This is a genomic window from Paenibacillus sp. An7 (genome assembly GCF_009870785.1).
Taxonomy (GTDB): domain Bacteria; phylum Bacillota; class Bacilli; order Paenibacillales; family Paenibacillaceae; genus Paenibacillus.
The window spans coordinates 94,873-117,712 of the sequence record NZ_WTWX01000009.1; the positions used below are offsets into that span (position 1 = coordinate 94,873).

Here is a 22,840-nt window from a genome sequence, read left to right on the forward strand (position 1 = left end):
CTTTCATGTTTACAAAACTTGCGCTGAGACAGGGTTTGCCGGTACTGGCTTCAGAGCGCTTGCGTATGAGAGCTTTGACGCCTGAAGATGATGAGGTAATCTTTCAATTTTTAAACGATAGTGAAGTGATTCAATATTTAAATCGTGTAAACTTGCCGACCAAGATCCGTGCAAGACGGATTATGAAAGAAATTCGGTTATCTGGAGATAGGCTGGAATCCATTCACTATGGAATTTGTCTGCAGGAATCAGGGCATCTCATCGGGGTAGTTTCCTTTCAGCAGTGGAAAGAGTCGCAAAAGCAAGCACATATTGGCTATATGTTTAATCGGGCGTATTGGGGTCAAGGATATGCGGCAGAAGCATTAGAGCGGCTGACCCAGTTTGGTTTTGAGGAGCTTGATTTTACTCAGCTGAAAGCAAGAATTCATGAGCAGAATGATCGTTCCAAGAAACTGCTGATGAGAAGCGGTTTTACTCATAAAAAGACAGAGCAACACTTTTCTCTGCTTCAAATGCAGAATCAAGACATTCTTGTCTATAAGATCGACAGGGAACAATACAGACATAATAGAAGAGGTTATCATGAAAGCGGAAAATTGGTTTAGACATCCGGCAGGCATCGTCATAAGTTCGGCAGTGGCCACGTTACTGTGGGGCAGCGCGATGCCTGTCATTAAAAAGGGGTATGCAGCGCTTGATATCGAGGCGGCACATGTAAGTGAACAGTGGTTATTTGCAGGATACCGTTTCACATTGGCAGGATTACTGCTGATCCTATTCCACTATCTGTTCCAAAGAAAGAAGAGCGGAGCTGCACATAGAATAAAAAAGGGCCGACTTGGCCGGCTCGCGCTTATTCAGACATTTCTTCAGTATCTGCTGCTTTATGTAGGGCTTAGTTATAGCACAGGAATCCAAGGATCTATTATCGTCGGCTCCACTTCCCTGTTTCAAATGTTAGCGGTTCGGATGTTTGACTCATCAGAGCGACTTACCTTGATGAAATTATCAGGTCTGTTCCTTGGGTTTGCAGGAATTGCGGCTGCGGGGATCGGAAATGGAAATATGGAGATATCCTTTGGATGGGGAGAGTTACTGCTGCTTGGTTCTGCAATGTTTGGCGGAGTAGGGAATGTACTCGCTAGGCAGGAAAGTAGAAATGAACCGGTGTTATCTTTAACGGGAAGACAAATGATGCTCGGCGGAATAATGCTGCTTGCCGTTAGTGTCCCTGTTACAGGACTTGCCCCATTTCCGATGGACGGAACAACGTTCTTATATTTATTTTATCTTGCTTTGTTGTCAGCTGCAGGGTTTGGATTATGGAATACCATTATGAAATATAATGAAGTAGGCCGGGTCTCGATGTACTTATTTCTCATTCCTGTATTCGGAGTGATATTATCGTCTCTGATCCTTGGCGAACAGCTGTCGGGCTGGATTGCGGTATCTCTATCGCTCGTGGTCAGCGGTATTATCATTGTGAATCGATCCGTTTCGGACAAGCGTTTGAAAGGGCTAAAAACAACGAATAACACCCCATGATACCCTATTAACATATCTTGTTACACAAATGAAATATTGCTGAAACTAAACTCTAACAGAGACAGGTTAAACTGATCTCATGACCCCCTTTTTGATAATATAAATGCAGTTAGGACCCGTGAGCGAGCTCACCGGGTCCCTTTTTTTTATCTGGATTCAAGCTAGAGCGGAACAACTTGCCTTTCTTTTTGCTTGAAATAGACCCAGCTTTCAAATCCAATTTCTTTCAGCTTGCTGCGAACCTCTTCCCATTCATCTCCAACACGCTCTGGTTTATGAGCATCAGAACCAAATGTAACATACACACCGTAGTAATGAGCCCGCTCCAAAATCTCATCCGAAGGGTACCAGCCGCCGCTGAGTTTGGTCTTGCCAGATGTATTAATCTCAATAGCAATTCGTTCTTCCGCAATCGTCTGAAGCGTATCATCAATGGCTTTTTCTGCCGGTATTTTAGAAAAGTCAGGGTAATTCCCTTTCATTGCATCAATATGTCCAAGGATTTGGAACATCCCGCTTTTGGCTGATTGCCGAATCAAATCATAATACGTTTCTTTGACTTTGATACTCGCCTTTTCATCGTGGTTCTTCCAGCGGTTTTTGTTGAAAATACTAACTCCTCCCGTACTATGTACGGAACCAATAATATAGTCGAACGGATACTTGTTTAGCGTCTTGCGATACACCTCCGCAAACTCCGGAAAAAAGTCGGACTCAATGCCTAGCAGAACATCTATTTTTCCTGCATATTCTTTCTTGAGAGAGAGTACTTCTTCTACATAATGTACAAGTTCACTTTTTGCCATCGCAATTTTGGGAAAAGCCTGTTCTTCTTCCCTTCCAAAGTAAGGGGTATGATCAGAAATGCCGATCACTTGCAGGCCTGCAGATATTCCAGCTTCAACGTAATCCCTTATGGTTCCGTTTGCATGACCACAGCGAACGTGGTGCGTGTGCAGATCAAATTTCAAGATGGGAGTCCTCCTATTCTATTCGGAACTGACAAACTGAGTTTCTGGCATGCCTTTCAGATCACTTAAAAACTGCTGCATCGCAGAGTTTAAATATCGGGTGGATTTATAGATAACACCAACCGGATGCGCGACACCAAGCTCGCTAAGCGGGATCATTACTAGTGAGCCTGAGCGGAGTTCACTTGCAGTTGATTGTTTAGAGATGACAGCCGCGCCGAGGTTAAGCTCCACCATCCTTTTGATCTCCTCACTGCTGGATAATTCCATAACGACATTTGGTTCAATCTGATGTTTCTGCAAAATGTCGTCAACAAACTTTCTTCCTACCGTATCAGGAGAAAGCATAATTAGAGGAGTTGTGCCTAATACATCAATAGTTGCATGTTTCTTTTGGGCTAATGGATGATGCGGTGAGACCACAAGCTCAAACGTATCATAATAAAGTACAGACGTATTTAAATTCGGGTTACGTTCAATAAGATAACCGATTCCCACATCGATCATGCTATTTTCTACTTGCTGATAAATTTGGGAGGAGGGCATGGACTGAATGCTGGTTTTGATTAAAGGGAATTGGTCCTGAAAATAGGACAGAATTCGCGGTAGAATCTGTATTGCGATCGAAGTCGTTGTTCCAAGCACAATATGTCCTTGCGGATTTTGATCGAGGTCGGAGAGCTTAAGTTTGAGTTCATCCACAATATCAAGAATTCGTTCCGCATGATTTAGGAATACCATGCCGCGATCGGTTAATGTTACGGGCTGCGTACGATCAACAAGCACCGTACGAAACTCGTCTTCCAGACTTTTTATTTGAGCCGACACAGCAGGTTGCGTTAGATTGAGTAGCTCTCCGGCTTTGCGGAAGCTCATCGTTTTAGAAATGGTAATCAGTGTCTCCAGTTGACTGATGTTCATAACGTGCCTCCTGACGTTGAAGAGTACATAAGATATCGTTCTTTTTTAAATTATAGGGGAATGATGGGTGGAGGGCAACGCTGTCATGTTTTCATTCTTAATAGAAAGCTTTGATATATTTCATACATCTTCTATAAAGTGGCTGTATCCAGGGGAAAGAGAAGCAGCAGAGGATGGTGACATCTGTACCACCAGACTGTTATTCCCTTAGTAGTTTCACGTTGTAAGAAGGGGGGCAGAGGCCCTTTGAACTAGAAAAATAAGATTGTGAATCATTGGACTTACCTAATTGTTTGCTTTTGATGGCTACGACTTTCTTATTCATGTATAAACAATCCCTTCTGATCTGTCGATAATAGTTATTATGGGCCTTTAGATTTATTTCGTAATGAATTGAAATGTGGCTTAAAGTATAATAATGTTAATTATAATGGGACTTTTGGGTCGTGACCATTAACTCAGTAAGGGGGCAAAATTGTTGAAAGCCGAAGTGATTAATCCGTTTTTGGAGTCCGCACGGCTCGTATTTGAACAATTGATTCATAAATCACCTTCCACCGGTCAACTGGGTATCAAAAATGTGGAGTACTTAGAGGACCATATATGGATCATGATTGGAATGACAGGGCAACTGAACGGCAACGTTGTTTTCGGAATTGAGGAACAGGTGGCACTACGCATCGTATCCGCTATGATGGGCGGGTTTATCATTGCTGAGATGGATGAGATGGGGGAAAGTGCAATTTCGGAACTCGGTAATATGATTAGCGGAAATGCAAGTACAATCCTATATAACCAGGGATACTCTGTTGATATTACTCCGCCACAGGTGATGAAATCCTCTCATCCCGGCATGGACCTCGTCAGTCAGGCACTTTGTATTCCGATCTCAATGGACGGCATTGGAGAGCTTGATATTCAAGTTATGATCTCTTAAACCGTTCTCCTAAGCAGCAGCTCGCTATTCTAGTTTTGTCTTTTACATACACGTGCATTATCATAGTAAGAATAAGCGAACTGCAGGCTGGAGGATAAATGGCGATGAGGTTACAAGGTAAAGTTGTACTGATTACAGGAGCATCAAGCGGTATTGGCGCTTTATGTGCACAGAAGCTGAGTGCAGAGGGTGCGATTCCGATCTTGACCGCAAGATCACAGAATAAGCTGACTGATATCAGTCAGTCCATAGACGGTAATCACGACTGGCTGAAGATGGACGTGACAAACATAGAGGAAGTGCAGTCCAGCGTTGAGAAAATTATAGAAAAGTATGGAAAAATTGATATTGTACTTAATAATGCGGGTTATGGAAAATTTGAATCGTTCGATACGATGCCTATTTCTTCATTTGAAGATATGATGGACGTAAATTATATGGGGACGGTACGGGTAACGAAAGTCGTATTGCCTTATATGCTGGAAGCAGGGCAGGGTCAAATCGTAAATGTTGCCTCTATGGCAGGAAAGATTGGAACTGCAAAATCGGTTTCCTACACAGCGACAAAACATGCGATTCTCGGCTTTAGCAATGCACTGAGACAGGAATATAGAAAGTCGGGCATTCACGTAACAACGATTAACCCCGGCCCCATTGATACCCCTTTTTTTGAACAGGCAGATCCGGACGGCGGTTACATGAAAAATCTAGGCGGCTTCATCATGAAACCCGAATACGTTGCTGATAAGATTGTACAGGCGATCATCCGCCGTAAGGAAGAGGTAAATCTCCCCCGATCAGCGGCTTTTGGCATGCGGATTTATCAGTTGTTTCCAAGATTTGCAGATCGGTTGACCTATGGACTCATGAACCGAAAATAAAGGGAAAGCTCCTGGCTAATTATAAGCTTAGGGGCTTTATTTTTCGTTTTTTTATGGCGAAAAAAAAGATCGCATTTGGTACAGCGCCTGTTTTCGCATATAATGAAATATAATCGATTTTCAAACAAAGGATGGACTAATAAAAATGACAACAAGTTTTGATTCACTCGGGCTACACCCGGATTTAATACAATTGCTTTCGGATAAAGGGATTACAGCGCCTTCTCCCGTACAGGAACAGACGATTCCTGTGATTCGTGAAGGAAAAGATGTACTTGCTCGTTCCCAGACCGGAACAGGAAAAACATTAGCTTATTTGCTGCCGCTTTTTGAAACAGTAGATACAAATGTGAAAGGCACACAAAAAGTGATTCTTGCTCCGACACAAGAGCTTGCTATGCAAATTGTACGAGAAGCAGAAATGTACGGCGCATATAAAGGAATTAAGACACTTGGTCTTATTGGTGGTGCTGCCATCAAACGTCAGATCGAGAAGCTGAAAGAGCATCCTGAGATTGTCGTAGGGACACCGGGCCGAGTACGCGAATTAATTGAAGTACGTAAACTCAAAATGCATCAGGTCAAAACGATTGTTATCGATGAAGCCGATCAAGTATTTCAGCTGGGGGGTGCAGGTGATGTGAATCATATTCTGCGCAGTGCACTCAGAGATCGCCAGCTCGTCTTCTTATCCGCTACGGTGGATGAAGGAACACGGAGACTGGCTGAACGTGAAATGAAAGATTTTGTCACGATTGGTATTGATCCGGAGCAAATGACGGCAACAGGACTCACACATTTGTATTTTGTAGCAGGTGAGCGCGAGAAAATTGATATGCTTCGCCGTGTGGTGCGTCATTTTGATCCGACCAAAGCGATTGTGTTCGCTAATAATGCAGAGACGATTTCGGAAGTAGAAGCGAAGATGAACTACATGGGTATCTCTGCTGCTGCTCTTTACGGTGATGCGGATAAAATGACTCGGACTCGGGTTTTGAGTGCTTTCCGTGATGGACAGATCAAGCTTCTCATTGCCAGTGATGTAGCTGCACGAGGTCTTGATATTCAAGATTTACCGCTCGTTATTAACTTTGATCCTGCTTTTGACTCCGATCATTATGTTCACCGTGCAGGCAGAACAGGACGGATGGGCAAGACGGGAACCGTTGTATCCATCGTTGGGGAGAAAGAGACCTTTATCATGCGTAAATTCGCTAGAGAACTTGGTATTGAGCTGAATGAACGGGCTATGCAAGGTGGAGAAATGAAAGACGGATCGGCGGTTTCCTCCAATAGACCTCAGCGAACATTCACTAAAAAAGGAGCTGCTTCTTCTGCTTCCTCTTCACATGGAAAACCAGCGGTTCGCACAAGCAGTGCGAAAGACCGTGAGCAATCCTCCGCTGTTCCTGGACGCAAGAACGAGAGAGAACGCGATCGGAAGAACAAAGGGGCTCCAAAATGGCTTAAAGACAAGAAAAAAGAGCAATAAGCCTAGTATAGAAGAAAGCGGGGGATATCATGGAACAATCACCGATTCTGCAAATTAATGATCTTAGCGGAGGGTATAGTGCCAAAAAACCCGTGCTGCATCATATTGATTTTCAGGTGGCTCCTGGTGAGATGGTAGGCCTGATTGGACTGAACGGGGCGGGAAAAAGTACGACCATGAAGCATATACTCGGCCTGATGGTTCCGCAGCAAGGGGAGGTTCTGATTCAAGGGAAACGAAGGGAAGAAGATCCAGAATCTTATCAGAGCGGGATGGCCTTTGTTCCTGAATCACCAGAACTGTTTATGGAGATGACCGTTATGGAGCATCTGGAATTTACAGCCCGTGCTTATAATGTGACCAAAGCAGAGTTTAGGGAACGGGCGGATCATTTGCTGGACATGTTCCGAATGAGAGATAAGAAAGATACCTTGTCTTCTCATTTGTCCAAAGGGATGCGGCAAAAAGTGATGATTATGAGCGCTTTTGTTGCAAGACCGCCGCTTTACATTATTGATGAGCCTTTCCTTGGTCTTGACCCGCTTGGTATTCGGTCTTTACTGGATTTTATGATGGAAATACGCGCATCGGGTGCTTCTATTTTACTGAGTTCACATATTCTATCGACTATTGAAAATTACTGTGACAGGTTCATCATTCTTCACAGCGGCAAAATTATTGCTCAAGGAACACTCACAGAACTGCGTGAACAGTTCGGGATGAAGCAAGCTCCGCTTGAAGATCTATTCTATCAACTTGTACAAGGCAGGGATTGAAGATGGATCTGAAGCAGCTATGGAAAACAAGGCGTTCTGCATTCTGGAATCAGATTACTCCTTATTTAGGGTATGTCATGCAGAGCGGGGTAGCAGTGATGATGGGGTTTGCCCTGATTGCTTTTTCCGCATGGTATACCGCTCTTGTGCAGGATATTCCTGAAGGATTTCCGATCAACCTGGTGATGCTTGTTGTGCTTGCTCCTCCCGTGATTTTCAGCAGCTTTAGAACATACCTGCAGCAGGCAGATATCGTCTTCCTAAGACCTCAGGAATATCGGATGAATCTGTATTTACAGAACAGTTTTGTAAGAGGGATCGTCTATAAGTCGGTAGGTCTTGTTCTATTATTCATTCTTCTATGGCCGCTTTATATTCGGAGTGATGGAGAACCGAAGCCCTTTTATCTATTCTTAATTGTGCTTCTATTGCTTAAGTACTTCGCAAGCTACGGAGGCTGGATAGAGCAACAGATGATATCACGGTCCGCTCGATTAGGATACCGAGTAATAAGATATGGGTTTATTGTAGTAAGTTTATATGCATTTCTATGGCATTCGCTTGCGCTAAGTCTGATCTTTATTGCCTTGCTTGCCGGATTATATCTGGTTTCTCTTCGGTTTCCAGTGAAGCTGCCTGTACACTGGGAATATCTGATCGAGACAGAGCAGAACCAAAGTTCACGAGCAATGAAGACGTTAGGTTGGTTTGTGGAAGTCCCTGCTTCTCGTCAGCGGGTTCATGCCCGGAAGTGGCTCGCGCCGCTCGCTGATCGGCTGCGGTGGAGACAAGAGACCGCATTTCAGTATCTTATCATCAAAACGTTTCTTCGCAGCGACTTGCTCGGAATCACCATAAGACTTACCGTGATTGGCGGATTATTCGTATACTGGACAGCAGGCAGTTTATGGGGTAGCGGAGTATATTTGTTCTTCTTATTCTTGCTAGGAATTCAGTTGTCTGGTCTCCGGCGTAATCATCATGATTCGTTCTGGATTCATATCTATCCTGTGACACCCCAAAGCCGAAGAGAACAGGTACTTGGTTTTGTCTATGTATTACAGTTGGCGGGTGTAGTCTTATTATTCATCCCGCTGCTTCTTGGAGGGTGGGGCAGATGGGTAGAGACCTTAATTACATTTGGAATAGGTATACTCATCGCCCGCTGGTTCCGAACTTCAGAACGTAAGAAGTGGTCAAACGAGGAAGATGCGGAATAAATGGAAGGCGCAGGGAGAACGAACTAGATGTAATAATGAAGTCCTTGCCATTGATCCGATGGGAAGAAAAACAAGGCCGGGATGATCCCGGCCTTTTGTCTTGTAATGTTTACAAGAACAGGTTTTTAATTAGTAGCTCATGAACGATTTAGCAATAATCACGAGCAAGATGAAGAGTACGAGGATTGCACCAATGCTTTTGCCATCACCGTAACCTCCGCCGAAACCTCCACCGTATCCATATCCGCTTCTTTCTTCTGATCCAGACATTGTACATTCCCCTTTCAAATCGGTTTGTCGTGCGCCTCTTAACGAAGCGTACAACGTATTGTATGACAGGTGTACCTTGAGGGTTTGGGCTTACGCCTTCATGTATCAAAAAAAAGGAAACTCCGTACCGTTAGGCGGCAGAGTTTCCTTTTTTTTGATTGTTTAGAGCATCGCCTGAAATTTCTATAACAGGAAGAACGGAGTTCTACTCCTGAGTTAGATCTTGAACTGCCTCATAAATGAGATCAAACAGGTCTTCTAGCTGCTCTTCTTCAAGAGAAGAAAATGCAATTCTAAGATCGTGTTCGCCAATGGCAATCGTGCCGATTCCGTACTCATTCAGCAGATGAGTTCGCAGTTCTTCAGCAGATACTTTTGTAAGCTTGAGACACATAAAATAACCGGAGTTAAACGGATAGTAATCCCAAGCACCGCTGTATTTTCCACTATCGAGCAGTGCTTTTACTTTATTTGCTCTTGCTTTCATGATGAGAAACTTCTCTTGTTTTTGTTCCGAGAATTCTGGAGAATTCAGTGCATCAAGTACAAAAGTCTGGGATGGGTGGGGACCGCTTGAAATCGTTGCCCGAATAATACCCAGCGTTTTTTGCTCCAGTGCAGATAATACATCAGCACTTTCATGACCATAGGTGATGAAGCCGACACGGAAGCCCCATACGAATTCTTCCTTCGTAGCGCCGTCCACTTTGACAGGCAGAATACGCGGGTGAATGTTAGTCAGACTTCCAAACAGGGATTCATGCAGTGAGTCTTCAAAGAAGAGACCGAAATAAGCATCATCGGTTACCACAACCACGTTAATACCTGCGTCTGCGGCTTCCTTCACGGCAGCTACAATTTCTTTGCCTTCCTCAGGCCCTGGAGTATACCCTGTCGGGTTATTCGGGAAATTAAGGACAACAATCGCTTTTCCTTGATCTTTTTGAGCGAGCAGAGCTTCTTTGAGTCCTGCGCTGTTAAACTGATTGTTCTCATTAAACAGCGGATAGTTAATGAGTCTAGCCTGTCTGCGAACCCCAAAAGTGAGTTCGTAGTTCTCCCAGTTTTTATCTGGATATATAACAGCATCTCCCTCATCTACGAATAGGTCAGCAACAATGCTGAGACCATGCGTGAGCGCATTCGTAGCGACGGGATTACCAAATGATTTTCCTTGTAAAGAGGGGGTCTCTTCGAGCATTTTCTTACGCCATGCTTCCCGGAGAGCCGGTTTGCCTGCAGGAGGTGCATAAGGATACAAATCCTGTGGTTTATAGGCAGATAATTTTTCTTGAATGACTTGAAGGTGCATTGGTTTACCGTGTTCCGTGGCGATTCCGATTGTAGCATTATATTTCTTGGCACGGCTAGAAGCTTCTGCTGATTGACTCAAAATACCTTCCTTTGGATAATAAAGTTCTTTGCCAAGCTTCGAGAGCATGTCGTATATATGATTACTGCTCGCTTGAATGCTTTCGTTCAGCTGTAAAGCTAGTGGATTCATTTTATTCATCCTTCCAAGTCTTTGAATTGCATCCGTTCTGACCTTCTAAGGTGATAATATAAGACGCAGCCCGGATAGTCACCATTTACTGCCTCATATTATAGCATCAACACCTAGTGCCGTCACGGAAAAAAGGCTATAGGCGAGCTCTCACTGCATGAACGCGTTACTTTTATGTTAGATCTGTAGGGAAGGGGCAAAATTTGCGCATGAGTTCAGTTGTTTCTACGTCCTTATTCGTTCCTCGGCTGAGAACCTTCACAGATCCCCTGCCGGCATCTGTTTTTTTTCAAGACGTTTCAAGTTATAATAGAAAAAGTACATAGGAACCACATGATAAGGAGGAAGGACGACATGTTACAGGCGTCACCGTCGTCTTTTGTGATTTTGCCCGCCGTCGCCAAGATTGTCTGTGAGCCAGGCTGGAAATGGCAGAAGCGCGAAAAACCGATGCAAAACTATGATTTGTTTTATGTGTGGAGCGGAGAAGGTACCGTTATCCTGAACGATGAACCTTTTTCTGCCCAAAAAGGAAGCTGTTTTCTATTTCGACCTGGTGACCATACGAGTGCGACTCATAATCCACAAAAACCGTTTGTCCTGACATATATTCATTTTGATGTGGAAGGTTTAGTAGAGGAAGTTCCTGGTCCTTATCGCAAGCTCAGGGAAACGGTTCACTTTGAACATATGCTCGCTAGATATGTGCGTTTGTTCTTGTCTAATTCGTATGGCAGAGAGGAAGAAATCAAACTGATTCTGAAACAGCTGATGATACATCTGCTTCGGGTTGATCAAGAGGAACCTGAGGAAAGGAAAGTAAGCAATCAGCTTGCACAGGCGATCCAGGAGATTGCAAATTACGTGAGACAGCATCCAGGAATTAACCATCGTGTGGAGGATTTGGCTGCGCGTGCAGGGTTATCTCCGCGTTATTTTTCAATTAAATTTAAAGAACTGGTCGGTTATTCGGTACAGTCTTATATTATAAAGATGAGAATTGAACGTGCCGAGCATCTGTTGGTTCATGCAGGTATGAATGTTACTGAAGTTGCCGATGCACTGGGATATCGCGATATTTTCTTTTTTAGCAGGCAATTTAAACAGTACACAGGAAAGAGTCCATCCGAAATTCGGTGAAATAAGACTGTTTCAAACTCTTTTGTGCAGGGTATTTACTTGGAATAGTAGATTGAAGATGCTTTGTACAGTGAGGAGGGTGGAATTGTGAACGGCATACGGAGAATTCGTAATCGTTGCTGCTCGGGTAAAGGGTGGAATTTATTCCGCACGCGTATGCGCCGTAAACCGGCAGAAGATATATGGTTTTAATGTTAATGATAATTAATTTCAGTCTATATGATGATTGGTCATAGATAAAAAGCAGCGAGCTTGTCAGGATATCCTGAAAGCGGCTGCTTTTTTTAGGTATGTGGTTAAGTGGAAACGGAACGAGATTTTTTAGGTTTTAACAAGCCAAGCGGCTGTCCCATTTTCACATTTTGTCCTAGAGAAAGATCATGGTTTGGTTCAAACGTTCCTTCTTCACAGAGAAGAACCACTGTAGAACCAAATTCAAAATAAGCAAGCTCTTCCCCGCGTTCCCAGGAGGTTGCTGTATTGTCTGTATACTGAATGCTGCTTACATTCATGGCCCCGACTTTGACCACCGCGATCTCACCAAATTCGTGTTTGATATATGTAATCCGTCTTTCATTTCGGCTGAGCACCGATCTCATATGACGAAGACCAAAATCATTCACAGGATATACTTTACCGCGTATATGTTCACTTTCTACCAATTTACCTGATACGGGAGAGTGGATTCGATGATAATCTTTAGGACTAAGATACAGGACAAAAGCCCAGCCATTCTTATATTTTTCAAGATGAGGAGAATGGTTGAGAAGGTCTGACAAAGTGTAATCATGGCCTTTCACATTTAGGAGTGTTCCTCCCGTAATAGGACTCATCGCTGTAATCTTACCGTCCACAGGACTCAGGAGCATATTTGGTTCTTCGTAAATCATTCTTGCACCAGTCTGTAATCTCCTCGTAAAAAAAGCATTTAGTGAGGGATATTCTCTGGGTGAAAGTTCTGCCTCATGTGCAGGGATCTCATATGTTTTAATAAACCATGGAATCAGCAGCCGGCTTGCGCTGCTTTTCGAAAAAGTGCCGGTAATCCGGGAGATCCATTTACGTGAAGAAAGCTCTGTCATCAGACGCAGCAATGGTTTCGACATGCATATCCCCCTTATAAAAAACGTACCTTATAGACCGGGTTTCTACGGCCCGGCCACTCTGCATTATATTGACACAGAACGCAGGCGAAATCAATACGGCTTTTTTCGTATTTGAATGACCTGCATTTAGAGATTCAGAGGATGTCTCAGCCCTGATCCAACAAAAATCTTGCATACGCGATAGGTGTTCTATAACTTTCGAACCACTCTTTATCCATTCCTGCTTTACGAAAACCGTAGCGCTGGTCTCTGCCATTACATTCGATGAAATAGATTTCTCCCTGTGAAGTAAGAGCGATGTCAAATCCTAGATCAGCGAGACCAGGTAAGGTAAGAGAAAGGTGCCGAGCGGCGGTTACAGCCAGGTGATGGATTTGCTGGACAACAGCAGGTAAGGAGTGTAAGGGAAGAACGAAGGGGTGAATTACATCGTAAGGCAATGCCATTCCGCCCTGAGCCACATTGGTCACAAAATGATCCCGCGGAGCAACCTTCGCATACATCCCAGTGACGTGCCAGCAGCCTGTACTTCCTCGCTGCACAGAGACACGTAGATCTATTGGGCTTCCTTCATAGGCAGCTAGAGGAATACGTTCTTGGACTAGGTAACTCTTTTCCCGAATACGAGTGTACACGGCAGCAGGCAATTCTCCTTTTCTCATCGGATAATGATTCTGTTTTTTATCTCGAGCCGATGTAATATAAATCTTCCCATTTCCATGTTCGTGATTGATACGCATGATTCCTTTTCCTATACTGCTGCTTACCGGCTTAAGTATCACATCACGGTGTCTTTCAAGCATTCGCTGAATTGTCTCGGTGGATGCAAGCTCGGTTTCCGGCAGATGAGCGGATAGTTCTGTGTTGTTCATGAGCAATCGGTAAATCTCATCTTTACCATAACGGTTCCGCACATTAAAAATAGTAACGCCGCGCTGAATGAGACCGGCAATTAAGTAATGACTGATTTTAGAGAAATGCATGCCCCGATTGTGGATGACCTTTGGGATTTCGATATGATGCATCTGGTAACGTTGATTTTTACGAATATAAGCTTTGCATTTACCCGCAAGCAGGTCAACATCTTCTAATCTTAGAAAACAGACAGTTAGACCATAGCTGGCAGCAGCAAGCTCGTAACAAGCAAGAGATTCCTGTTTAGTTCTACCTGCAGGGATGCCTCGAAGTATGCTTGAATCCAGTAAAATTCCTACACGGTTCATCACCATACCCCTTCCTCTTTATTTCCAGCCTAGTTGTTATTCTTCTTATTCTATGAAAAAAAAGAACAGCCCGGGCAGGGCAACAGCTGAACCGGCAGAAATGATACAAGCCTGATTCGGAAATCTAAGAGTTAACCCGCGAAAAGGCGGCCAGAAGGAGATCGGAATAACAGTGTCAGCCGCCCAGTGGATCGCATAGGATGCAAAGATTACAGCTCTATGTTGATTTGTTCACCCGAGAAGGTTATTCCGAATAGGAAGGGCAACTGCCGTTTCCAAAAATGAAAATGGTCATAAGATGTACGTGATAACTCCATCTATATGCTAGTGGCCTGCAAGGGAGGTATACAGCGCATGGAAGATTTGAGCGAAGGACAGCAGAAGACGAAAAACGGAGTAGGAAAAAAGTCAGTTGCTAAACGTCCGGGAAGGATTAGAAAAAAAATAAAGAAAGGTTCCATGACACCTCATCGAACCCATCAAATAAAAAGACCTGGCAGTAAAAACAAGAAACGCAGAAGTAAGAGAGCTAAATCGATCTGGGCGAAGGTATCCCCACTAGAGCAGGAACAATTCATGGCACTGACCCGGAGTATTCCCTCTGATGAACCAGTAGTTTCGGTTATTATTCCAGCGATGAATGAAGAATCTACGATTGCAGAAGCAGTCCTCGAAGGACGCCGAATACATCCATCCAGCGAAGTCATCGTAGTGGCTAATGGCTCTACAGATGAGACAGCACTACGAGCGGAGACAGCAGGAGCCCAAGTGTTACATTATCATGATCCGCTTGGTCATGATGTCGGCAGACGTGTGGGGGCAGAAGCAGCAAAGGGACGTGTGCTTTTGTTTGTAGATGGAGATATGGTCATACCGGCTCATCAGCTTCGGCCGTTTGTTCAGGCCGTTCTGTCCGGTGTTGATATTGCACTTAACGACTATAAAGGTCCGGTACAGCGTACACCGGTTCATCCGGTCATCGAAGCCAAGTATGCGTTAAATATTCTGCTGGGAAGGTCCGACCTTGGGGGGGCTTCACTGACGGCAGTTCCTCATGCGATCAGCCGTAAGGCATATGAAACGATAGGGTCAAATGCCCTCATCTCTCCTCCGCTTGCACAGGCAATGGTTATAGCAAAGGGTCTGAATGTTCAGGCAGTTCATCCTATTCCAGTCGGTCAGCTGAACCCTTCTCGGCGTAAAGGCGGAGCAGATCTACTGACAGAGGTTATTCTCAGAGACCATCATGAAGCGGTACATTGGCTGACCGAGAACGATGGTCCAAGAGCAGGTTACACCGACCTATATCGAGATCGGCAGTTAGTTCGAAGTGAAGTAAAGTGAGTAAAGTGAAGTAAGCAAAGCGAGGTGAGGTGATGAGAATGAGAAACTCCACTGCAAAGAAAACGATAAAGCCGCGAAAGCGAAAAAATAAAAGCACGAAGCGAATCCATGTTTCTCGCACCTCATCTGTCCCTAAGACCCTTCGGATCCTGGGAGTAAAGGCAGGTCTCGCTGCTTCGAAGAAACGACATCCATCCTCGAAATCCATACAAGATGTGCATGCCGAATTTACGTCATGGTATTTTCAATCCGTAACGAAACCCCTGCCATATGGTCAAGTTAGGCAAATTGCCGAAGCCTATCAGCACGCTTTTTATCTCAAAAAGAAAAGTACAAACCTGCCTATATTACTGCCCCTTACGCATTCAGCTGCAGCCGTTGTATCCGCCTCAGACGAAGAAGAAACACTGGGAGCTGTTTTGCATGAACTAAGCAGGCTGCCTTTGCAAGAGATCATCGTCGTACTCAATGGATGCAGTGACAATAGTTATGCTGTGGCGAGAGAATACCCCCTCGTGACGATTATCTATGAGCCGGAGCGGGTCGGTCATGATGTCGGGCGGGCGATCGGTGCCCAAATGACGACCGCAGATACGGTATTGTTCACAGATGGCGATATCGTCATTAGTGCAGAACAATTGGCTCCTTTTTTATATGCTGTAGACACAGGGGTAGATATGGCTCTAAATGATCTTTGCTCCTATTTACCGTCTTTTGCAAATCAAGATACAGTAACACGTCTGAAGAGTTATCTAAATTCGGTACTGAACAGACGAGATCTGGGTGCAAGTTCCCTGATCTCTGTTCCGCACGCCCTGTCAAAAAAATGTATACAAACGATAGGATACTCTAGCTTGGTTGTTCCGCCGCTTGCTCAAACGACAGCCATCCAAAAAGGGTGCACTGTAGAGGTGGCTGCGTCCGTTGACGTTATTACAAAGAATCGCCGCAGATTAGGAAATGTGGGGAAAGGGAATTCGGTGGAACAAATGATTATTGGAGATCATGCAGAGGCACTGTCATCGCTGTTAAGCACTTTACATGCGGAAGCGGAGGCAAAGACCGAAGCCTCACTCTTAAGCAGAGTAGAGGTAGCGCGCTGGAGGAATGCCAAATGAATCATTACCCTCTAACGAGTATAGTGATCCCCTCATTTAATGGGAGAGGTTGGCTGAAGCAGTGTATCGATTCCATCCGTCAGTACACGAATGAACCTTATGAAATCATTGTCGTGGATGATGGTTCTACGGATGATACATTCGGCTATTGTGCTTCGGAGAAGGTTCGTTTCATTTCTCTACCGAAGAATGGAGGGTTTCCTGCCGCCTGTAATACAGGCTTAAGATTGGCAAGAGGGGAATCACTGCTGCTGCTTAACAACGATGTAACGGTGGCAAAAGACTGGCTTACCTTGCTCTTGCAAGGGCTTTATAGTGACCCATCTATTGGAATTGTAGGCCCAGTCACCAATTATGCGAGTGGAATTCAGCAGATTCCGGTGGAATACAATTCAGTGGAGCAATTTCAACAAATAGCGGCTGAACATAATAGGCCGGACCCTCAGAAGTGGTTAGAAGTAAACCGAATTGTTGGTCTCTGTTTTTTGTTCAAACGTGAGGTTTTTGAGGCAATTGGCTATCTTGATGAACGATTCAGCCCGGGTCATTATGAAGATGATGATTATTGTTATCGTGCTCGGCTTGCGGGATACCGTCTCCTCGTTTTGGGTAATATTCTGGTCCATCATGAGGGAAGTGCGAGTTTTAATAAAGAAAAAAGGGATAAATTACAGCAAATTCTTAACCGCAATCGGAAGTTATATATGGAGAAGTGGAAGGTCGATCCACTGCAATTTATTAATAAGTTACATGATGAGAAGGAGGGATAGACTTGAAAGGAGTAATTCTTGCAGGAGGAACGGGAACACGTCTTCGTCCGCTTACTCTGTATTTAAATAAACATCTGCTGCCAGTCGGGAAGTATCCTATGATTGTGTACGGAATTGAATCTCTGCGTAAAGCCGGAATAAAGGATATTCTTATGGTCATTAGCAAGCAGTCTTCAGGTCTATACACCGACTTTCTAGGCAGCGGGGCAGCTTTTGGCGTGAGTATTACCTACCGAATCCAAGAACAGGCGGGTGGAATCGCTGAAGCGCTTGATCTAGCCAAAGGATTTATTTTGCCACAGGAGAAATTCGTCGTACTGCTGGGGGATAACCTGTTCGCAGATGATCTAAGTCCCTATGTTGCGTCTTATGCGAAACAGCCACAAGGAACGGCCCGGGTACTGCTGAAAGAAGTGGATGATCCGAGAAGGTACGGCGTCCCTGTATTTGACACAGCTAACAAAAAACTTATTTCTCATATTGAAGAAAAACCGGATCAACCTAAGTCTACTTATAGTGTAACTGGGTTCTACATGTTCGATGCTTCCGTATTTCAGCTCATCAACGGACTTGCTCCCTCGGCAAGGGGAGAACTTGAAATTACGGACGTGAACAATGTTTATGCCACAGCAGGAGGATTAGAGTATGATATTGTTCCTGGATTCTGGAGTGATGCAGGGACTTTTGAATCTTTACAAGAGGCCGCCGAAAAAATGAAAGACCTGCTGCCATAGGAGAGTGGTCCAAATGAGTCGCAAGCAAGTCTCCAAACCTAAGAAAAGGATTCGTTCTAAAAGAACCTTATTCAAATCTAGGGTAAAAGAAAGAGGAAAAAGTAACTTCCGCGGCTCTAGATCGACTTCTGCAGGACCAAAACGTCGTAGTAAGAATTCTAAGCAGTCGGCTGACAAGCAGTTATCAAAGAATAGAAAGCAGACGGTGAAAGCTGAATCAAAGAATGTTCAGTCTATTCTTCATTCCTTATATAGAGAAGCCGTTTATTCAGGTGGAGAGGCTCTCGTTGAGAAATGGATGCCGGATGGGATGCTCCTGCCTGATGTCACTTGTGAAGATATAATCCAGGCAGGACTTGCCTATTATCGATCTCATATGTTGCAACTTGCAGGCGTTTCGGAGATTAGAGATCTCTTGTGGACCGCAATCGTAGAGAAAAGGCCCTTATCGCTGGTAAGGCTTGGTGATGGAGAGTTGCTAAGTCTTGCTTATGATACAGTGATGTCTCCAGCGGAAGTCGATGAGTTAGGGGCATTCCTACCTTATGCTGGAGTGCCTGTACCTGATGCTTCTGTACAGAGGTCTTTAATCGATGCGATTAAGGAAGCGGATTATATTGGGGTGCCTGTATCACGTAAGCCGGCTTTTCAGATGTTGATGTTTCGTATATGTAAGCATTACCAGCTGCCTATCAGAGAGATGAAACTCACGACTTCTACGATAAATTTCAGCTTGTATTATACAGGGTACTTAATACCGCTTCTATACGGAAGGCGTATATTGCTGATCGGGAACAAAGCCGTAAGTACAGCGCAGGTCCTGCGAGAAAAAGGAATCAATGTGACCGGTACGATCTATCCGGTCTCTAATTTTTCTGACATTGAGAAGGTTCTTGCTTCCTGCTGTGAATACGAATATGATATTGCACTTGTAGCTGCGGGTGTCCCAGCTGTTGTCATCTGTCAGCGGATTGCTTCAACGTACCGAAAGGTTGCTATTGATATAGGCCATGTTGCGGATGAAATGTTAAAAAATGAAGCAGCACCTGGCTGATAAAAGGGGAATCCGTATGAAAAAAACCTTCACCAAGAAAGGGATCATCTCTAGAAGAAGGAAGCGAAAACAAGGAGGAGCAGTCTTGCAGCCATTTAGCCCTGCTTATCAAGATGGATACCTGCTGGGCTATGAAGAGGGCTTAAAAGCGGGGACAGCATCTTACGGGAACTACATGGATGGAACCAGTATTGTTATTCCAACATTTAACCAGCTTGCTTATCTTAAAGAATGCATTAACAGCATAAAGGCACACACCGGCGTGCCATACGAGATCATTGTCGTGGACAATGCGTCAAGTGATGGTACTGAAGCTTATTTACGGAGTCAAAACTTAGGGGTGCGCTATACAATTCTTGAAGAAAATCGTGGGTTTTCCGGTGGCATTAATCATGGGCTGATGATGGCACGAGGCAAATATATCGTCATGCTGAATAATGATACAGTAGTAACAAAAGGGTGGTTAACTCATATGCTCCATTGTCTACAGAGTGATGAGCAGATCGCAGCAGTGGGTCCCGTCACGAATTACATTGGAGGAGACCAGCAGATTGAAGTCTCTTATCAGCAGATACAGGACATGTGGGCATTTGCGGAAAGATACAGTAACTCCGATCCTTCTCAGTGGCGAATAACAGACAGGCTTGTGGGATTCTGTCTATTGTTTCGGCGTGAGCTTATCTCAGAAGTTGGATATTTGGACGAAGGGTACCGGATCGGAAACTATGAAGATGAAGATTGGAACATTCGTATTCGCTTAACTGACCGCAAATTAGCTGTTGCAGGAGACAGTTTTATTCATCATTATGGCAGTGTGAGTATGAAGAAACTTGCGGATCAGTTCGAGCAGACGAATGATCATAATGCGAAGTTCTATGCAGCCAAGTGGGGAAATCCTCATGAACTTGTTCTGAGAACAAAAGAAATACGAAGAATAGAAAATAGTACTGAACTTAAAATATATGCTTACCACCTATATCCAAACTATCGATGGATTCAGAGTACAGCAGGAATTCTATACTGGTTAGCTGATGGGCAGAAACATCGTGTTAGCTTTGTAGGAGAAGAAGCAGACTATCATCAGCTCCAGAAGAAAGCAGTCACTCTATCAAGACCCGAACTTCGCCAAATCCCTTCAGGGAGGGATATTACGGCAAGCAGTGAACAAGAAATTACGGAAATGATCAGGGAGAAAAACTATATTTTAGGCTTACCTGAGGGAAGTATCATTATGGTGGATTCCCTAAACGGAAATTTGGAATGGTTTCAACTAAGTCAAGGGAAGCGAAGACCATTCGTTACCAGGTATGCTGCGGAGTACTGGTTGAACGATACGGATACCGTTCATACTCTTAGTAGTCAAGTCATTCAAACCTTACCGCTGGGCCTGCCCCTGATTGCACCTTCTGTGCTGAAACATCCGTTATAAATCAGGCGCAAGAACCTTCTGCTTTTCTCTATGATTCTTATGAAAGGCAGAAGGGTAAACTTGATTAAAGTTATACATTTGGATTACTATTTCTAGAAGAGAAAATACATTTATTTCTGTACATAAGGAGACTTCATGAATCTGATTGATGTAGTAGAAAGATTGTTCGATCAATACGGGTACTATGTATTACTTATTGGATTGCCTCTAGATTTTATTGCTTTGCCCATACCTCCGGGAAATAGCACGTTAACATATACGGGATATTTAGTATACCTAGGTTTGTTGCACTGGCTTCCTGCTTATTTATTTGCTCTGGCAGGTGCAATTCTAGGTGTAACGATTACATATGGTATTGGTTATCGGTTTGGAACTCCGCTCGTAGATCGGTTTGGAAAGTGGCTGTCTATTCATCCGGAGTTCTTAGAGAAGACAAGGAAACGATATGATAAATATGGGGATAAGCTGCTATTATACGTCTTTTTTGTTCCCGGTGTGAGACAATTTATCGGTTATTTCATCGGCATTATTCGCCTCCCCTACCGTACAGTAGCAACGTACGCCTATGCAGGCACAGCCATTTGGGTCACTGTTTTTTTCTCTATTGGTTACGTGTTTGGTGAACAGTGGAAGCAAGTATTTCAGATCGTTGAACGTTCGCTGACCCGGACGCTTATTTTGCTTGGCGTCCTATTTGTACTTTATCAGCTCATCCGCTGGATCATCCGCCGCTCACGTAAGGGATAATCATAGTCTGGGCAAATAAAGCGAAAATGTGATATATTACAATAAATAATGTTATTTTAACAGGTATTTACATTTAACACCGTACGAGCTTCATTCACAGGAAGGAGGAAGCAAGGTATGATGAATGTTTTATTGGTAGATGATGAGCCATGGGTGCTGGAGGGCTTGCGAACCATGGTGAACTGGGACAAATATGGTTTTCAAATCTGCGGAGAGGTCGAAAATGGAGATGCTGCATGGACCTTAATTGAAGATCTTCAGCCGGATCTGGTGCTGACGGATATTCATATGCCTTCCCTAAGTGGTCTTGAACTGATTGACCGTTCTATGCAGGAACTGGCTAAGCCGCCGAGATTCGTCATATTAAGCGGTTATGATAGTTTTGAATATGCGAAAATAGCACTTGAACAGCGTGTCGAGGATTACTTGCTTAAACCTATTGATGAAGTGGAGATCGAAAAGGTTTTAGAACAGATCGGCCTTAAAATTCAGGAAGAGCAGGCTTTCGAGGATGTACATCAGCGCGAGCAGGCTTTATATGTGAATAGTTTGTTCAACCGACTGCTCGCGGGAGAAGACTGCAGCATTCTAAAAAAGGAAGTAGAAACATTGCTGCATATGAAAGGTCATGAGAATATCGCCTGTCTTTTAATTGAAACGGATCCTTATGAGGAAGACATAAAGTCGCAGGTTCGCAGACTAACGGGTGCTAATTGTGCTGAGCTCTTTACGGATGCAGAAGGAAGAGTAGGTGTATTCTCTGCGATGGCAGAACCATCCCAGGAGCGGATGAAGACTCTCGGAAAAGAACTCTATAAGCTGTACTCCAATCGTACGCAAATGACAATGGCTCTCGGACAACATCGAGGCGGAGCAGAGGCTACGAAGCAGGCATACGAGAAAGCATTATTCGCTCTTAAATGGAAGCGCTACCAAGGAGAAGATGGCATTATTCATTATGAGGATCTACCACAGAATGAGGGTATGACGAGTGTAAATCAAGAAGCGTTAACAATTCTGATGGAGACGATTTTGTCCGGAGAACAGGAAAAAGTGGACGGAGCAGTACGCGATCTGCTTGCTAACTCTGATTCTCTGATGCCGGTATCGGATATTGATTATGCCAGGGTTCAATTACTTGCACTCGAAATGGGTATTCGTAAGCAGTTGAAGGAGCTGGATGGAGATGTGGATCAGTTTATGCAGGACATGCAAAATACGGTGGGACTTACTACCGGAATCAGCTCCTATTCTGCGGTTCAAGAATATGCGCTAAGGTTAACTCAGAATGCGATGAAGATGCTGATGGAGCTGCGGAAAGTAAAAGAGGACAGCACGATTTTTCAGGTAGTGCAGTACGTTAATCAGGAGTTTCGAGAAAAATTACAACTACAGGAACTTGCACAAAAGTTCCATATGAATGCTAACTATTTAGGGCAAGCATTCAAACAGCAGACCGGCAAATCTTTTCGAGAGTATCTAAATGACAAGCGAATGGAGGAAGCAAAGCGATTGTTGCGCCAGAGTCGTTTCAATATTGCTGAGGTTTCATTGAATTCAGGGTATCCCAATGTCGACTATTTCGTAAGTCAGTTCAAACGAATGACTGGGATGGCACCTTCTGCATATCGAAAACAACGATGATGACGACTTGA

22 protein-coding genes are annotated in these 22,840 nt (G+C 44.1%); 16 read left to right on the top strand and 6 right to left on the bottom strand.

What is annotated here, in order from left to right:
* Positions 1–5: 5 nt before the first annotated feature.
* Both GQY27_RS12570 and GQY27_RS12575 read left to right on the top strand, forming a co-directional pair.
* Positions 6–608, top strand: a complete 603-nt coding sequence (locus tag GQY27_RS12570) for a GNAT family N-acetyltransferase (RefSeq protein ID WP_160034847.1) — start codon at positions 6–8, stop codon at positions 606–608.
* On the top strand, positions 586–1,548 hold the full coding sequence (locus GQY27_RS12575; protein ID WP_160034849.1) for a DMT family transporter: 963 nt from the start codon (positions 586–588) through the stop codon (positions 1,546–1,548). The genes GQY27_RS12570 and GQY27_RS12575 overlap by 23 nt, the downstream gene beginning before the upstream one ends.
* Positions 1,549–1,709: 161 nt before the next feature.
* Here the strand turns inward: GQY27_RS12575 and GQY27_RS12580 are convergent, their stop codons facing one another.
* Both GQY27_RS12580 and GQY27_RS12585 read right to left on the bottom strand, forming a co-directional pair.
* Positions 1,710–2,519 carry a histidinol-phosphatase gene (locus GQY27_RS12580; RefSeq protein ID WP_160034851.1) on the bottom strand — a complete coding sequence of 270 codons (810 nt, stop codon included), beginning with the start codon at positions 2,517–2,519 and terminating at the stop codon, positions 1,710–1,712.
* A gap of 18 nt (positions 2,520–2,537) precedes the next feature.
* Positions 2,538–3,440, bottom strand: coding sequence for a LysR family transcriptional regulator (locus GQY27_RS12585; RefSeq protein ID WP_160034853.1), 903 nt, complete (start codon positions 3,438–3,440; stop codon positions 2,538–2,540).
* Between the two features lie 478 nt (positions 3,441–3,918).
* On the opposite strand from GQY27_RS12585, the gene GQY27_RS12590 reads away from it, so the two are divergent.
* The 5 genes from GQY27_RS12590 to GQY27_RS12610 all read left to right on the top strand — a co-directional run bounded on the left by GQY27_RS12590 (position 3,919) and on the right by GQY27_RS12610 (position 8,746).
* Positions 3,919–4,377: a chemotaxis protein CheX gene (locus tag GQY27_RS12590; RefSeq protein ID WP_160034855.1), complete on the top strand. Its 459-nt coding sequence runs from the start codon at positions 3,919–3,921 to the stop codon at positions 4,375–4,377.
* Positions 4,378–4,481: 104 nt separating this feature from the next.
* The gene (locus GQY27_RS12595) at positions 4,482–5,258 is read left to right on the top strand and encodes an SDR family NAD(P)-dependent oxidoreductase (protein WP_442950904.1); all 777 of its coding nucleotides are present in this window, start codon (positions 4,482–4,484) and stop codon (positions 5,256–5,258) included.
* Positions 5,259–5,403: 145 nt separating this feature from the next.
* Entirely contained in the window at positions 5,404–6,750 is a 1,347-nt protein-coding gene (locus GQY27_RS12600) for a DEAD/DEAH box helicase (RefSeq protein ID WP_160034859.1), read from the top strand.
* Positions 6,751–6,779: 29 nt separating this feature from the next.
* Positions 6,780–7,526 (top strand): ABC transporter ATP-binding protein, encoded by a 747-nt coding sequence (locus tag GQY27_RS12605; RefSeq protein ID WP_160034861.1) that lies wholly within the window; start codon positions 6,780–6,782, stop codon positions 7,524–7,526.
* A gap of 2 nt (positions 7,527–7,528) precedes the next feature.
* Positions 7,529–8,746: an ABC transporter permease gene (locus GQY27_RS12610; protein WP_160034863.1), complete on the top strand. Its 1,218-nt coding sequence runs from the start codon at positions 7,529–7,531 to the stop codon at positions 8,744–8,746.
* 129 nt (positions 8,747–8,875) lie between these two features.
* Here the strand turns inward: GQY27_RS12610 and GQY27_RS12615 are convergent, their stop codons facing one another.
* Together GQY27_RS12615 and GQY27_RS12620 are read right to left on the bottom strand one after the other, a co-directional pair.
* Entirely contained in the window at positions 8,876–9,016 is a 141-nt protein-coding gene (locus tag GQY27_RS12615; RefSeq protein WP_160034865.1) for a sporulation protein YjcZ, read from the bottom strand.
* Positions 9,017–9,221: 205 nt separating this feature from the next.
* Positions 9,222–10,520 (bottom strand): aminotransferase class I/II-fold pyridoxal phosphate-dependent enzyme, encoded by a 1,299-nt coding sequence (locus GQY27_RS12620; protein WP_160034867.1) that lies wholly within the window; start codon positions 10,518–10,520, stop codon positions 9,222–9,224.
* Positions 10,521–10,874: 354 nt separating this feature from the next.
* Here GQY27_RS12620 and GQY27_RS12625 point away from each other — a divergent pair, with 354 nt between their 5' ends.
* Positions 10,875–11,660: a helix-turn-helix domain-containing protein gene (locus tag GQY27_RS12625; RefSeq protein WP_160034869.1), complete on the top strand. Its 786-nt coding sequence runs from the start codon at positions 10,875–10,877 to the stop codon at positions 11,658–11,660.
* 296 nt (positions 11,661–11,956) lie between these two features.
* Here the strand turns inward: GQY27_RS12625 and asd are convergent, their stop codons facing one another.
* Positions 11,957–12,766, bottom strand: a complete 810-nt coding sequence (asd, locus tag GQY27_RS12630) for an archaetidylserine decarboxylase (protein ID WP_160034871.1) — start codon at positions 12,764–12,766, stop codon at positions 11,957–11,959.
* 146 nt (positions 12,767–12,912) lie between these two features.
* Positions 12,913–13,995, bottom strand: a complete 1,083-nt coding sequence (locus tag GQY27_RS12635) for a YheC/YheD family endospore coat-associated protein (protein WP_160034873.1) — start codon at positions 13,993–13,995, stop codon at positions 12,913–12,915.
* A gap of 348 nt (positions 13,996–14,343) precedes the next feature.
* Here GQY27_RS12635 and GQY27_RS12640 point away from each other — a divergent pair, with 348 nt between their 5' ends.
* The 8 genes from GQY27_RS12640 (at position 14,344) to GQY27_RS12675 (ending at position 22,829) form a co-directional block, all read left to right on the top strand.
* Positions 14,344–15,333 (top strand): glycosyltransferase family 2 protein, encoded by a 990-nt coding sequence (locus GQY27_RS12640; protein WP_236570581.1) that lies wholly within the window; start codon positions 14,344–14,346, stop codon positions 15,331–15,333.
* A gap of 38 nt (positions 15,334–15,371) precedes the next feature.
* Positions 15,372–16,451, top strand: coding sequence for a glycosyltransferase family 2 protein (locus GQY27_RS12645; protein WP_160034875.1), 1,080 nt, complete (start codon positions 15,372–15,374; stop codon positions 16,449–16,451).
* A complete protein-coding gene (locus GQY27_RS12650) occupies positions 16,448–17,221 on the top strand; it encodes a glycosyltransferase family 2 protein (RefSeq protein ID WP_160034877.1) in 774 nt (257 codons plus the stop codon). Before GQY27_RS12645 ends, GQY27_RS12650 begins: the two co-directional genes overlap by 4 nt.
* 2 nt (positions 17,222–17,223) lie before the next feature.
* The gene (locus GQY27_RS12655) at positions 17,224–17,955 is read left to right on the top strand and encodes a sugar phosphate nucleotidyltransferase (protein WP_160034879.1); all 732 of its coding nucleotides are present in this window, start codon (positions 17,224–17,226) and stop codon (positions 17,953–17,955) included.
* Positions 17,956–17,968: 13 nt separating this feature from the next.
* Positions 17,969–19,009, top strand: coding sequence for a GT-D fold domain-containing protein (locus GQY27_RS12660; protein ID WP_160034881.1), 1,041 nt, complete (start codon positions 17,969–17,971; stop codon positions 19,007–19,009).
* Between the two features lie 16 nt (positions 19,010–19,025).
* Positions 19,026–20,438 (top strand): glycosyltransferase family 2 protein, encoded by a 1,413-nt coding sequence (locus tag GQY27_RS12665; RefSeq protein ID WP_160034883.1) that lies wholly within the window; start codon positions 19,026–19,028, stop codon positions 20,436–20,438.
* 135 nt (positions 20,439–20,573) lie between these two features.
* Complete coding sequence (locus tag GQY27_RS12670; RefSeq protein ID WP_160034885.1) at positions 20,574–21,185, top strand: DedA family protein; 612 nt, start codon at positions 20,574–20,576, stop codon at positions 21,183–21,185.
* A 117-nt stretch (positions 21,186–21,302) separates the two neighbouring features.
* Positions 21,303–22,829, top strand: a complete 1,527-nt coding sequence (locus GQY27_RS12675) for a helix-turn-helix domain-containing protein (protein WP_160034887.1) — start codon at positions 21,303–21,305, stop codon at positions 22,827–22,829.
* The last annotated feature ends 11 nt before the right edge of the window (positions 22,830–22,840 follow it).

Coding starts and splice junctions, on each gene's coding strand:
- GQY27_RS12625 (WP_160034869.1), top strand. CDS start 10,875: ATGTTACAGGCGTCACCGTCGTCTTTTGTGATTTTGCCCGCCGTCGCC.
- GQY27_RS12615 (WP_160034865.1), bottom strand. CDS start 9,016: ATGTCTGGATCAGAAGAAAGAAGCGGATATGGATACGGTGGAGGTTTC.
- GQY27_RS12650 (WP_160034877.1), top strand. CDS start 16,448: ATGAATCATTACCCTCTAACGAGTATAGTGATCCCCTCATTTAATGGG.
- GQY27_RS12600 (WP_160034859.1), top strand. CDS start 5,404: ATGACAACAAGTTTTGATTCACTCGGGCTACACCCGGATTTAATACAA.
- GQY27_RS12670 (WP_160034885.1), top strand. CDS start 20,574: ATGAATCTGATTGATGTAGTAGAAAGATTGTTCGATCAATACGGGTAC.
- GQY27_RS12635 (WP_160034873.1), bottom strand. CDS start 13,995: ATGGTGATGAACCGTGTAGGAATTTTACTGGATTCAAGCATACTTCGA.
- asd (WP_160034871.1), bottom strand. CDS start 12,766: ATGTCGAAACCATTGCTGCGTCTGATGACAGAGCTTTCTTCACGTAAA.
- GQY27_RS12640 (WP_236570581.1), top strand. CDS start 14,344: ATGGAAGATTTGAGCGAAGGACAGCAGAAGACGAAAAACGGAGTAGGA.
- GQY27_RS12675 (WP_160034887.1), top strand. CDS start 21,303: ATGATGAATGTTTTATTGGTAGATGATGAGCCATGGGTGCTGGAGGGC.
- GQY27_RS12645 (WP_160034875.1), top strand. CDS start 15,372: ATGAGAAACTCCACTGCAAAGAAAACGATAAAGCCGCGAAAGCGAAAA.
- GQY27_RS12570 (WP_160034847.1), top strand. CDS start 6: ATGTTTACAAAACTTGCGCTGAGACAGGGTTTGCCGGTACTGGCTTCA.
- GQY27_RS12610 (WP_160034863.1), top strand. CDS start 7,529: ATGGATCTGAAGCAGCTATGGAAAACAAGGCGTTCTGCATTCTGGAAT.
- GQY27_RS12665 (WP_160034883.1), top strand. CDS start 19,026: ATGAAAAAAACCTTCACCAAGAAAGGGATCATCTCTAGAAGAAGGAAG.
- GQY27_RS12595 (WP_442950904.1), top strand. CDS start 4,482: ATGAGGTTACAAGGTAAAGTTGTACTGATTACAGGAGCATCAAGCGGT.
- GQY27_RS12585 (WP_160034853.1), bottom strand. CDS start 3,440: ATGAACATCAGTCAACTGGAGACACTGATTACCATTTCTAAAACGATG.
- GQY27_RS12620 (WP_160034867.1), bottom strand. CDS start 10,520: ATGAATCCACTAGCTTTACAGCTGAACGAAAGCATTCAAGCGAGCAGT.
- GQY27_RS12605 (WP_160034861.1), top strand. CDS start 6,780: ATGGAACAATCACCGATTCTGCAAATTAATGATCTTAGCGGAGGGTAT.
- GQY27_RS12575 (WP_160034849.1), top strand. CDS start 586: ATGAAAGCGGAAAATTGGTTTAGACATCCGGCAGGCATCGTCATAAGT.
- GQY27_RS12660 (WP_160034881.1), top strand. CDS start 17,969: ATGAGTCGCAAGCAAGTCTCCAAACCTAAGAAAAGGATTCGTTCTAAA.